Source organism: Lactococcus nasutitermitis, assembly GCF_018403765.1.
GTDB classification, from domain to species: Bacteria; Bacillota; Bacilli; order Lactobacillales; family Streptococcaceae; genus Lactococcus; species Lactococcus nasutitermitis.
In genome coordinates, this window is sequence record NZ_BOVQ01000009.1 from 16,539 (window position 1) to 29,402 (window position 12,864).

Below are 12,864 nucleotides of genomic sequence, written 5' to 3' on the forward strand. Positions count from 1 at the left end.
AAATCTCATATTTTGAAATTAAGCGTCAATTTTAAAAAAACAGCTTTCATTTATCTATATGTTTTCTTTCATAAAAAATAGTAAACCGGTTAATTAACCAGTTTACATTATTTGAATATTATGCTATACTAAAAAACGTCAATAATACAATTAGTAAACTAATTAGACAAAAAGTAATGAAAAGACGAGGGAAAAGTTATTAAAAAGAAACAAATTTTAGGAGTATCAGTGGCAGTATTGACTTTGTCAATGGCTTTGGGAGGAGCAACTGCCAGTGCAAAAGCAGATACAAGCACATCTGATAATAGTCAAACAGCACCTATTTTAGAAGATGAAAGCACCTTTTCAGCATTTCAAGGTCAAGTGAAAGTCATCGAAACATCTATAGACGGTCACAACATTCCTTTAAAAATCTCAGTAAACGGCAAAAATTATCTTTACGACTATGCAGCAGGTAATAACGGAGAAGTCTTATTATATCTACCAGAAACATCAGCTTACCAACCAGATTATAACAAGATTTTATCCAAAGTAGCAGAGAATTTTAAGCAAGATAATGTCATCGAAGATGCTGACCTAACAGCACTTGCTCAGCAAAGACTGGCATTGGCAATCCAAGACAATATGCAAAGAGAGAACTTAACAACTTCTCAAAGAGAAAAAGCATTAGAAAACACAAGTATCACATCATTAGGAAGTGAAACCATCGCATTTTCTGCCAATCCTATAGAACTGTCCGATGAAGGAGAAAACACATCAGACAGTAGTGATAATAAAGAAATTGCAGCAGTAACAGCAACCCTACCTAAAAGCGCCGAAAAGTATGGGATAGCGATTGGAAGAATTCCAAACGGCGAGTACGTTGTCTTTATCGAATACGGTAAAGAAAAAATAATCGAAAAATCGGCAAATGATTACCAAGTAAGTATGCAAAATCTTGATGGCGAAAAAGTTGGGACAGACTTCATATCAACTTTAGATGAAGTAGAAGCACCAACCATTCCAGGATTAAGTTATGACCATTGGGAAAAAGATGATATCAATAAAAAGATTACTTTATTTTATCGTCCAAGCGACGGAATCTTTGAACCAGACATGGAAGTATTTTCTGAACAATTCTACTCAGGTCTAAATTATTTTAGAAATTTAAAGAAATTAACAACCGCCGAACGTGATGCAGATTTAGAAATAAAAGCAAAAAGTTCAGCCATAGAAAATTCCAGTAACTTTGCCAGTGATAACATCAGTCAAAATAAAGATGAAATCATAATAACAAGTAGCATCTTACCTTATGAACTTAGCGAGGGAGAAGAAGAAGACGCAGTTTCTTACGGAGTGTTGGGCTTGCATGGTACTTCTAAAGAAAAAAGTGATATACCACAAGAAAGAAAATATAATCTTCTATATCAAAACAATGTCAAACAAGTAGGATATGGTTCAGAAATTGGGCGAGACGGACGAGTTTATTATACAGTCATTTTGAAACTCAACTCAGCATCAAGTAATAAAAAGGCACCAATTATACCAGTAAAACCAACAATCCAAAAAACAGAACATCAAAAAAGTAGCTCAGAACAAACATCAAAACAAAATTCAAATTCAACTCATAAAACAACTTCTAACCAATCAACAAATCAAAATCAACAACAAAAAGTATTACCACAACAAAATTCCAATAGAGAATTACCAAAAACAGCAGGAACATCCAGACAATCTTTGATTGCCAGCCTATTAGGATTTTTGATTATGGCAAGTGTAGGAATATTTAAGAAAAAACTAAAAAATTAACATGATAAATATGTCTCTGATATCACTTTCAGAAGCATATTTTTTATTATAAAAAAGAAAACCTCCTGTTATGGGGAAACAGGAGGAAAAAGGAGCTTAATCATCCCAAAAAGTTTATTTAAAAGCTTTTTGGGAACCAATATAAGGAAGAGTTAGAAATATCAAGGAACTGAATATTTCTCCAACCTTACATATAAGGAGTCAATGGGATTTGAACCCATGCGCGGGTATTAACCCGTTCGACGGATTTCGAGTCCGTTGCATTACCACTCTGCCATGGCTCCAAAATATATTTAACAATTAAAACCAAGAGCAGAGCTAATTAAAATCTGACCATTCGGGTCTGGGTATGTTTCGACACACTACCAACTCTGCCCTGGCTTTAGTGATAAGAAAGAAGTACTTATATTGAGAAAATAGAGTTTCCCTCTTGATAAGTTTCAGGCAATTTAAGAAGAACATCTCAATATTTCTTAAATACCTCTCTCTTAACTTTGTAATCTTATTATAGCACAGAAATTCCTAACGTTAAAGTGATATACTTTTTAGATAACTCTGCCAATTTTATTTTTCAAAAATATAAATAAAAAATGAATATTTTATCAAAAAAAGAATGAAAATCTGCATAATATCGCTATTTAATAAAATTTCATAAATAAAAATGCAGAAAATCAGATATTTTTCTTGACAAATGAATTTTTATGCACTATAATGTATTTATATTAAAAACTAAAGAGGAAAAAATAATGACAAAACAAAAAGTAGTTTTAGCTTATTCAGGTGGTTTAGATACAAGTGTTGCAGTAAAATGGTTAGCAGACAAAGGCTTTGATGTTATCGCAGCTTGTATGGACGTTGGCGAAGGAAAAGACTTAAACTTCATTCATGATAAAGCCCTAAGTATTGGAGCCGTTGAGTCTTACGTTCTTGATTGTAAAAAAGAATTTGCTGAGATTTACGTTGGCGCAGCCCTCAAAGGAAACTTGATGTATGAAAATAAATATCCACTTGTTTCAGCTTTGAGCCGTCCTTTGATTGCTAAAAAACTCGTCGAAGTAGCCAAAGAAACAGGCGCAACAGCGATTGCTCACGGTTGTACAGGTAAAGGAAATGACCAAGTTCGTTTTGAAGTAGCCATTCATTCACTTGCTCCTGAAATCGAAGTTATCGCACCCGTCCGCGAATGGCATTGGCCACGTGAAGAGGAAATTGCATACGCCAAAGAACACGGTGTACCAGTTCCTTCAACACTCGAAAGTCCATATTCTATTGACATGAACCTTTGGGGACGTGCGATTGAAGCAGGTATTCTTGAAAATCCTTGGAATACTTGCCCAGAAGATGCTTTCTTCATGACAAGTTCTGTTGAAGACGCACCAGACGAAGCAGAATACATCGACGTTGATTTTGAAGCAGGACTTCCAGTAGCTCTCAACGGCAAAAAAATGGACCTCTACAAACTTGTCAACGAAGTCAACATTCTTGCTGGAAAACACGGTATCGGACGTATCGACCACATCGAAAATCGCCTTGTCGGTATCAAATCACGTGAATTTTACGAATGTCCAGGTGCATTGACACTCCTCAAAGCTCACAAAGACTTAGAAGATTTGACATTTGTTCGTGAACTCGCACATTTTAAACCAGTCATCGAAAACGAACTTTCAAACTTGATTTACAATGGACTGTGGTTCAATCCAGCCACACAAGCCCTTATTAACTACCTTGACGAAACTCAAAAAGTTGTCAACGGAACAGTAAAAATCAAACTTTTCAAAGGAAATGCAACACCAATCGGACGTAAATCAGCTAATTCACTCTACGATGAAAAATTAGCAACATACACAGCCGCAGACGAATTTGACCAAGCAGCAGCCGTTGGCTTCATCAAACTTTGGGGCTTGCCAACACAAGTCAACGCACAAGTAAACAAAGAAGACTAAAATCACAACAATCAATTAAACTTTTCAGAGAAAAAGTATTGACCCCCACAATTAAAGTGAACCAGAGAGTCCCTATTGTAAATAAGCAAATAAAATGGAAGAGCGAGGTCAGAGAACCTCGCTACCGTTTTTTATAGAGCTTTTGGCTCAATAGCCGTCCAGCCCATTTTGCTCCAACTACAATCAGTAAAGTGAAGTATGGAAACTATTTTTACAATCTAGAAGCCCAACGTCTATCCGTAAAAATAGTTTCCCTCTGAGCGAAACGAAACGGCAGAGCTTACAAAATATTAAGAAAAATCTACTAAAAAAGGGATTTCTCAAAAAAATCTAAGAAAAAAATGATATAATCAAGTCATACATTAAAAAACTCTAAAAAAGGAGAAACAACATGATTGCTTTAATTATCATCATCGTTATCATTGTCATCTTAGTTCTCGCGATTGCAGGTATCTACAATGGTTTAGTCCGCGCGCGTATGATGACAAAAGAAGCTTGGAGCCAGATTGACGTTCAACTCAAACGAAGAAATGACCTCATTCCAAACCTCTTAGAAACAGTAAAAGGCTATGCACGTTTTGAGCAAGGCACACTTGAAAAAGTAACAGAAATGCGCTCGAAAATTGCCAGCGGTTCAGCAGGCCCAGCAGAAACCATGCAAGCCTCTGACCAGCTTTCTGGAGCTTTAAAAACAGTATTTGCTGTATCCGAAGCCTATCCAGACCTCAAAGCAAATACCAATTATCAACAACTCATGCTAGAACTCTCAGCGACCGAAGACAAAATCGCTGTCACACGTCAACTTTATAATTCAGCAACAGCAAATTATAATATGAAATTACAAACATTCCCAACAAATATTTTCGCAGGAATGTTCAATTTCCAAGCATCAGAATTTTTGCAAACACCAGAAGCAGAAAAAGTTGTTCCAAATGTGAAATTTGACGAAAACGGATTATAATTTATGAGAATTTTTGGAAGAAAACCAGCAATAAAAATAGCAGCTATTGCCATCGTTATAGCTCTACTTCTCATTGTTGCAGGAATCATCGCACCATTATTTCAAAAAAGTGCAAGTGGAGATATCAGTTATACGATTACACGCTATGACGGTGATTTAGTGCTTCATGATAATAATACAGCAACGTTCACAGAAAATATCCATTATCAGTTTGATGATAGTTTCAATGGTCAGTTTGTAACTTTCGGTATGGGAGGCAACCTTCCAACTGGCTTCAATGCAACAGTAGATTCCGTGAGTGCAACAAAAAATGGCATTGCCGTTCCATTATCCAGCGAAGATGTACAAACCACACAAGAAACAAATGCACTAGAAACTAAGATATATAATGGCGGAAACTCTGGCGATAGCGTTGAGATACGCGTAGTGTACCACATTACCAATATCCTTTTTGCTAATAAAGATGTTTTTGTCTTAAATTGGGTGCCGATTTCTGATTGGCAAGCACCTCTGAACAATGTCACTTTCAAAATTACAGCACCAATAGCCAAAAAGACAGATTTATCCGCTCATCTAGGTTATCTTAATCAGTCCATCAAACCCATCTCACTTGATAATGGTTACACATTTAGCGCACGTCGGATTGCAGCAGGATCAGACCTTGGCATTCATGGCTACTGGAGTTCAGAAGCTTTCCCGACAGTTGCGACAGGTGATAGTGAAGGTTTAGCAACTTTTAACTCAACTGAAAACAGTATTGCTTGGAAATCTCGTCTGATAAATCTTGTAGTGTATTGTCTAGCACCGATTGCTCTAGCATTATTACTCATTTTACTCATCTGGCGCGTGATGCGTCTGATAAATCAACTCACTGTAAAATCAAGCTTTGATAACAATTTGCGATTATATCAGATACCACAAGATTTATCACCACTTTTAGTCGCGGCCAATGTTTACAGTACCGATGTCAACGAACTTTCTCCCGCGGGCAATGAAAACCCGATTAACTTTAGAAATTTGGTAATGGCAGTGTTGACTGATTTGATTGACCGTAAAGTGTTAAAAGCAGTTGGCGAAGAAACGCTCATGAAAACAGCTAAGTATCAAGAAGCTGGCGCAATTTCAAAAAGTGAAGAAGAAATAGTGGATATGGTTTTCGGACATGGGATTGCAACCTTAAATGTCAACGATGCTTTTAATGAATATAAAGTCAGCGGACATGGCTCAAAAACAACACAACAATCAGAAGGCAAGCGGATAAAAGGAAATTTTGCTGAAACACAAGGCAGGATTGCCAGACAAGTTCGACAAGAAATGCAACAAAAGCAATTAGCAAACAACTTCCGTATGTTGACTGGTAAGGAAAAAAATAATCTATTTTTCAGCACACTATTATTCTGGCTGATTGCGATTGTTTCCTTTATTATTGTGGTTTTAGCAGTCTTAAAAACCTATCTTGCTCAACCACTCACACTCGTTGTTCCACTGGCAGTAGTTGTGGGCTTAGCTCTAGCATTTGCCGTTTACGTCGGGATATTATCAAGCAGTTATAGTAGAGATGGTGTACCCAATGAAGCAGGTGTACAAGCTCAGTTTGAGTGGAATGCTTTTTCCAAGATGTTGCATGATATTGCACACCTTGATGACGATAAACTTGACAGTATTGTCCTCTGGAATAGATATCTAGTTTTTGCAGCAATGTTTGGCTATGCTGATGAAGTCATCAAACTCCTGAATACGCGAGGTATCCAGCTTGGCGGAGGATTTGAAGGCTATGGATTTGGCTTTTACAATCCAATGTTCTGGGCAATCGGTGGCACATTAAATAATACAGTATCGAGTTTCAATGCAGCAGCAAGTATCAATACAAACTCAGGCGGTTTCTCCGGAGGCGGTGGCTTCTCTGGCGGAGGCGGCGGAGGTGGAGGCGGAGCATTTTAAACTCCCGACCAATCACTTTAAATAGGAAATAAAAAATGACAGAAAAAAAACTCTGGGGTGGAAGATTTGAAGCCTCACTTGACAAACAAACAGAAGAATTTGGCGCATCTATAAAGTTTGAGCAGCGTCTCGCGCCCTTTGATTTACAAGGTTCATTGGCTCATGTCAAAATGCTCGGAGCAACAGGGATTATCTCAGCAGATGAAGCAGCTAAGATTGCAGATGGACTAAAGAAAGTAGAACAACAACTTGTCAATGGCGATATCGAGTTCAAGTTGGAAAACGAAGATATTCATATGAATATGGAAAGTTATCTTCATGCAGAAATCGGCACAGTTGCAGGAAAATTGCACACCGCTCGCTCACGAAATGACCAAGTCGCTACAGATATGCACCTCTATCTCAAAGCAACGTTGACAGACGTTTTATCAGCTCTGAAAAGTCTTCGCACGACACTTGTCAACCTTGCTGACAACCAAGTTGACACGATTATGCCGGGATATACACATTTACAGCACGCTCAACCTATCAGCTTTGGACAGCATTTGATGGCTTACTACCAGATGTTTACACGCGATTATGAACGTTTTGAGTTCAATATCAAACATACAGATATAAACCCACTTGGAGCTGCAGCCCTAGCTGGAACAACTTTCCCGATTGACCGTGAAATGACGACAGAACTCCTTGACTTCTCAAAACCCTATGCAAACTCTATGGACGCAGTCAGTGACCGTGATTTTATCTTGGAATTTCTCTCAAATGCCAGCCTTCTCATGATGCACCTTTCCCGCCTTTGTGAGGAAATTCTCCTTTGGTGTAGTAATGAGTTTAAGTTTGTGACACTTTCTGATAGCTATTCGACAGGGTCATCTATCATGCCACAGAAGAAAAATCCTGATATGGCAGAGCTTATTCGTGGAAAAACAGGACGTGTCTATGGCAATCTCATGGGATTACTGACTGTCCTAAAAGGCTTGCCACTTGCTTACAATAAAGACCTTCAAGAAGATAAAGAAGGAATGTTTGACAGTGCGGATACGATTTTAACTGCTCTCGCTGTGATGACTGGTATGCTTGACACGATGAAAGTCAATAAAGACATCATGGAAACGTCCACGCAAAAAGACTTTTCCAATGCAACAGAACTTGCCGACTACCTCGCTACAAAAGGTATTCCGTTCCGCGAAGCACACGCAATTGTTGGAAAACTCGTCCTTGATTGTACAAAACAAGGTATTTATCTACAAGACGTCAAACTCGCCGATTATCAAAAACTTTCAAATCTGATAGAAGATGATATCTACGATGTTCTGCAGTCTAAAACAGCTGTAGCACGCAGAAATTCCTTAGGAGGAACAAGTTTCACCTCTGTCAAAAACCAAATCGCAGAAGCAAGAAGAAGTTTATAATGAATAGAAAAAGTATCACTTAGCTCTAGTAAGTGATATTTTTTATAAATATATTCACTCTCCTCAAAGAAGCTTTGGAGACAATGTTCAAAGAAACGGTAAGTAGGGAAGATATGTTGAAAAGTGCAGGTCTATTATGACTAAAAAATGCACTTGGACTTTTGAAAAAAAGGCTGAAAAAACTTTCAACAAACTAGATATTTCAATTCGTCGTAAAATATTGCTCGGGTTCAAGGGAAATATCGATTTATCTGTGATATCAACGATGAACGTGCTCTGGTACTCGTTATTAATTCTGGAAAAAAGAAACTATTTACAAATAATAATTGTAATTAGTTTCTTTTTTTATTTATAATTAACAGAATATTTTGAAATGACAAAATTCCAACAAATGAGAATGAGAAAAAGCGAAGTAAGATTTTTCTCGCTTTTTCTTAATGCACAAAAGTTCACAAACCTTGATAGAAAGCCGAAATAAAAAGGAAAGTATCTAAAATCAAACAAAGTGTTACAACTAAGTAAAAGTATTGACAAAAAAGGAAAAGCGTAATATAATGAATACACATAATATAAAAGCAATATCGCAAAAAATCAAGGAATTTTTCAGTTGTATATCGTAAAAAGTATGACTAAAAGTTAGCGAGTAAGTTCTGGGAAATATCTAAAAATCCGAACTTACAAGTAAGTTCCTTTTGTTAAGATTAACAAAAGGAACACTAACCAGCAACTGAAAATACGAAAATTCAATATTAAAAAAGGAGAAGCCTATGCTAAAAGATACGCGAGGAAAATCACCTTAGTACACAACATCAAACCTCAGTAACATTTTTAATTAGAAAACAAAACAGGAGAAATCAAATGACACTCAAATCACTCAATAAAAAATTCGCAATCGCAAGTATCGGGCTTCTCGCAGCAGTATCTCTCGGAGGTGCAGCGCTCAATCTTTCAACAGTTGTCAATGCAGCAGATACACAAGACCAGATTTCTAATGGTACAGTTATCATCAATGCTCAACAGGCAGCGCCAAATACAGCAGCAACTACCAATAACAATGGTACTGACACAGATACAGGGACTGGCACGACAACACCAGGTGCTTCTGGAGGCTCTGCAATAGGTAACCAAGGGACAACAAAAAATGACGGTACAACGCAGACTGTCACAGGTGGAACGATGGCAAATGTGACATTCACAGCAACATCAATCACACCTAAAACAACAGCTTCTGCTATGGTGCCAGGAGATACTAGCACTTATACAGCTGGCTCATCAACTCCAGTGACAACAAATGCAAATGGTGTCGCAGAGTTTGATAAACTTGCTGATGGCTACTATGACTTCCATCAAGTGACAACAGTCAATGGTATTGCCACAGTTGCGGACTTCATCGTTCAGGTCAATAGTGAAGACTCAACAGCTGGTACAGTCAATGTTTATCCAAAACTAGATATGTCTAAATCATCAGGTGTGACAGATACAGTCACTACAAATGCAACTTCTAATGATGGCTCAACTAATACGCCAAACAGTGTTGTTGCCCCCTCAGTCACTGACCTAAATGGCGATGGTACCACACAGGATGAAAATGCAACATTTTCAACTGACAATGGATTGACTGCAGCTGACGGTTCAGCTAATACGACGACAGCGGGTGCTGGCGATAAAGTTTATTTCAACGTGAACTCTGTCTTTGATAGCTCTATGGTCAATAATGGTAATGGCAGTAATGTTTATGGTACTTATACTATCACAGACACCCTACCTTCAACTGTTACAGCAGGCACACCGACTGTTTCTTACACAGATACTAGCGGGAACTATCTTGGTACCTTAGTATCTGGCGCTGACTATAATTATGATGCTTCAACAGGTGCTATCACGTTGACAAGTTCTGGAATGGATAAGCTTGAAACAGCGATTGCAGCTAATGGTGGATCTACTGGTAGCAATGTCGGTCAAGTCATCATCAATGCGCAATATTCTGCGACAGTCAATGGCGGCACAGTTGGACAAGTGCAAGATTCAGCAACGACTGCTATCACAAATGCTTATGGTGCAGTTCTTTCAACGACAACTCCTATCGTCACAACGGTCAATGTCGGTGGACTTGACTTCACGAAGACAGATGGAACGAACCCGATTACAGCATCAGGTGCGACATTTACCCTTGTCAAAGCGGCAAGTCAAGCAGATGCGATTGCGCTTGTTGAAGCAAATAGTGCAAGTTTCACAAATACTGCAACATTTACACCAAGTAAGATGACTTTAGGTTCTGCTTCATTTGTTACAGGAGATACAACAGGTACCGCAGATACAACGGCAACAACAGCGATTACTGTGACAACATCAAATGGTACAGCAGCTTTCACTGGTTTGAACCTTGTGGATAACAATGTTGACCAATATAATACGGATAACTACTATGCAGTCGAAGTCAAAGCACCTACTGGCTATCAGCTTCCAGCGGCAACAACTGGTGATAATGTCTTTGGACAAAAGAATGCGACGATTAATTATGGTAGCTCAACAGGCGGACAAACAGCCCTTTTAGCGGATACTACACCAACAGCAACTGATAATGAAATTGCCAACCAAAAACCATTTGCACTTCCATTTACAGGTGGCGAAGGTCTTGCTGGTATCGTGATTATCGCATCAGTTGCAGGACTTGCAGCCTTTGCAATCCGTCGTCGTAAGAACGCTGACGAAGAAGTTCACGAAGTAAAATAAAGTCATATGAAATAGATGAAGGGAGGAAACTCTGACGGAAAATAAACATAAAAAAGCCGCCAAGATAAAGAAACATTCCCTTCGTAATATTTTATCAACCATTCTCATGGTGATAGCGCTCGGTGTCCTTTTCTATCCGATAGTTGTCAACTATTTTGCCTCACGTCAGTCTGTGACGATTGTTCAGCGCTACAATGATACCGTCTCGCATCTTGGGGCAAATAAAACTAAAAAAATCCTTGATAATGCGAAGCTCTACAACGCAAAGCTCTATAATGATTATATCTATGCAATGAGTCAGCACCTGCCTTGGAAAGGCGATGTTCCCAACTACCAACAAGAGCTAAAAATCAATAGCTCAGGAATGATGGGCTATATCACAATTCCGCAGATACAAGTGAGGGATATTCCGATTTATCATGGGGACGCCGAAAGTACACTTGCTATGGGCGTAGGACATATGCAACAGACCAGTCTTCCGATTGGTGGACTCAATACGCATACAGTCCTTGCAGCTCATTCCGGACGAGTGAACAATACTTTATTTACCAATCTTGACAAGTTGCAAAAAGGCGATGTTTTCTATATCCACACGTTCAATTTGGAACTGAAATATCAAGTGATTAACATCAAAATTGTCAATCCCAATCAAGTTGGTTCGTTGAGTATTGTTAAAGGCGAAGATTTAGCTACACTTGTGACTTGTTATCCAACAGGTATCAATAATAAACGTCTCCTTGTGACAGGCGATAGGATAGCACTCACAAAGAAAGTACCGTCAGAAACAATTAATCGTAATCAGTTTGGTTATAATTTCTGGGTATTTACAGGTTCAGCAAGTCTTGCTTTTCTCGCTCTGCTCTGGTTACTTGCTCTCTTGCTTTTGAGACGGCGCAAACTTTATCAGGTCAGTCTGAAAGTTCTTAAAGAGCCAAGTCTCATAGAGGGGCAAAGTTCGGGGACGTTTGGTAGAGGATTTTATCTGACAAGTTCCAAACATATCGCTAAGATATGGGCGAAAGAACAAGAAAAGACAGTGCTTAACGTCTATCGCTTGAAGAAAGTCAAAGAAATATCCAGACGTATTTTCAAGGCAAAAAGTGATAACTGGCAAGAATATGTCACAGCAAATCTAAGTACAGGCTACGAGGGGAAAGAATATGAACTTATCATAGGTCCAATTCCCAACTATCCTTATCATAGAATGAGAAAAATTGAACAATATACTTTAAAGTCAGAAGATGCTATGAAACATCTTAAATACATAAAAAGCATTCAAGTTGAAAAAGAAACAAAGAAAAACTAAGGAATGAAAGGAGGAGTAATGATGAAAAAAAGTGTTCAAGTTTTTTCAATGCTCCTCTTTTTCATTGGAGTGTTGAGCTTGACTTTTACTGTAAAAGCAGACCAACATACGCAAATACTCACTATAGTGAAGTATGGACTGAGTAAAGGGGCAACAGGATTTGCACCAGACCAAACGATTGATACAGGTGAGGAAATCAATAATATGCCTGTCTATGATAATACAGGTAAAGAACTTAAAGCGTTGGCAAATATCTCTTATGGTATCCAAAAAGTTGTAGCAACGGGTGCGCAGACAGTGAACTTGTCGAACTCAGCGACTTATCAAAAAGAGGGGGATGTACAAACTATCACGACAAATAGTCAAGGGACAGCAAGCTTAGTTCTGACAGATGGTTATTATATAGTGAGTGAAGAAAGTAATGCTGCTGCCGGCTTAATGAAACCGGAAGCTCCTGTTTTGCTTTCACTTCCTAGTTGGGATACACAAAGTAATAGTTATCTTAGCACAATCTATCTTTATCCTAAGTCGAGTGTTGATGAGGAAAAGACATCACCAACACCTCCGTCGAAGCCTAGACCGATAACACCAATACCAAAAAACAAAGAAAAACCGAAAGCAAAAAACCCTTATCAAAAAATCTTAGGAAAATTACCAAAAACAGGGACGGCGCAATCTATTTCACTTGTGATAGGGGGTGCTATATTACTTTTTCTTGCGATTTTCATCAAGCGTAGACAAAAAGATAAAGAAGAACAACAATCACTCTAATGAAAGGAG

General features: G+C 38.3%; 8 protein-coding genes and 1 tRNA gene. 8 read left to right on the forward strand and 1 reads right to left on the reverse strand.

The features are described from left to right. Positions 1-228 precede the first annotated feature (228 nt). Positions 229-1,788 carry a hypothetical protein gene (locus tag KJS36_RS09625; protein WP_213536704.1) on the forward strand — a complete coding sequence of 520 codons (1,560 nt, stop codon included), beginning with the start codon at positions 229-231 and terminating at the stop codon, positions 1,786-1,788. A 196-nt stretch (positions 1,789-1,984) separates the two neighbouring features. Here the strand turns inward: KJS36_RS09625 and KJS36_RS09630 are convergent. Beyond that, positions 1,985-2,072, reverse strand: a tRNA-Ser gene (locus KJS36_RS09630). 462 nt (positions 2,073-2,534) lie between these two features. Between KJS36_RS09630 and KJS36_RS09635 the strand changes: the two genes are divergently transcribed. From KJS36_RS09635 to KJS36_RS09665, 7 genes are all read left to right on the forward strand, one after another. Then, entirely contained in the window at positions 2,535-3,731 is a 1,197-nt protein-coding gene (locus tag KJS36_RS09635) for an argininosuccinate synthase (RefSeq protein WP_213536705.1), read from the forward strand. Positions 3,732-4,125: 394 nt separating this feature from the next. Then, positions 4,126-4,692, forward strand: a complete 567-nt coding sequence (locus KJS36_RS09640) for a LemA family protein (RefSeq protein ID WP_213536804.1) — start codon at positions 4,126-4,128, stop codon at positions 4,690-4,692. A 3-nt stretch (positions 4,693-4,695) separates the two neighbouring features. Next, a complete protein-coding gene (locus KJS36_RS09645; RefSeq protein WP_213536706.1) occupies positions 4,696-6,633 on the forward strand; it encodes a DUF2207 domain-containing protein in 1,938 nt (645 codons plus the stop codon). A 35-nt stretch (positions 6,634-6,668) separates the two neighbouring features. Then, the gene (gene argH, locus KJS36_RS09650) at positions 6,669-8,045 is read left to right on the forward strand and encodes an argininosuccinate lyase (protein WP_213536707.1); all 1,377 of its coding nucleotides are present in this window, start codon (positions 6,669-6,671) and stop codon (positions 8,043-8,045) included. An 858-nt stretch (positions 8,046-8,903) separates the two neighbouring features. Beyond that, a complete protein-coding gene (locus KJS36_RS09655) occupies positions 8,904-10,778 on the forward strand; it encodes a beta strand repeat-containing protein (RefSeq protein ID WP_213536708.1) in 1,875 nt (624 codons plus the stop codon). Between the two features lie 106 nt (positions 10,779-10,884). Beyond that, positions 10,885-12,084 carry a class C sortase gene (locus tag KJS36_RS09660; protein ID WP_213536709.1) on the forward strand — a complete coding sequence of 400 codons (1,200 nt, stop codon included), beginning with the start codon at positions 10,885-10,887 and terminating at the stop codon, positions 12,082-12,084. Between the two features lie 18 nt (positions 12,085-12,102). Further along, positions 12,103-12,855, forward strand: a complete 753-nt coding sequence (locus KJS36_RS09665; protein ID WP_213536710.1) for a pilin N-terminal domain-containing protein — start codon at positions 12,103-12,105, stop codon at positions 12,853-12,855. Positions 12,856-12,864 lie beyond the last annotated feature (9 nt).

Coding starts and splice junctions, on each gene's coding strand:
- KJS36_RS09665 (WP_213536710.1), top strand. CDS start 12,103: ATGATGAAAAAAAGTGTTCAAGTTTTTTCAATGCTCCTCTTTTTCATT.
- KJS36_RS09645 (WP_213536706.1), top strand. CDS start 4,696: ATGAGAATTTTTGGAAGAAAACCAGCAATAAAAATAGCAGCTATTGCC.
- KJS36_RS09655 (WP_213536708.1), top strand. CDS start 8,904: ATGACACTCAAATCACTCAATAAAAAATTCGCAATCGCAAGTATCGGG.
- argH (WP_213536707.1), top strand. CDS start 6,669: ATGACAGAAAAAAAACTCTGGGGTGGAAGATTTGAAGCCTCACTTGAC.
- KJS36_RS09635 (WP_213536705.1), top strand. CDS start 2,535: ATGACAAAACAAAAAGTAGTTTTAGCTTATTCAGGTGGTTTAGATACA.
- KJS36_RS09660 (WP_213536709.1), top strand. CDS start 10,885: ATGGTGATAGCGCTCGGTGTCCTTTTCTATCCGATAGTTGTCAACTAT.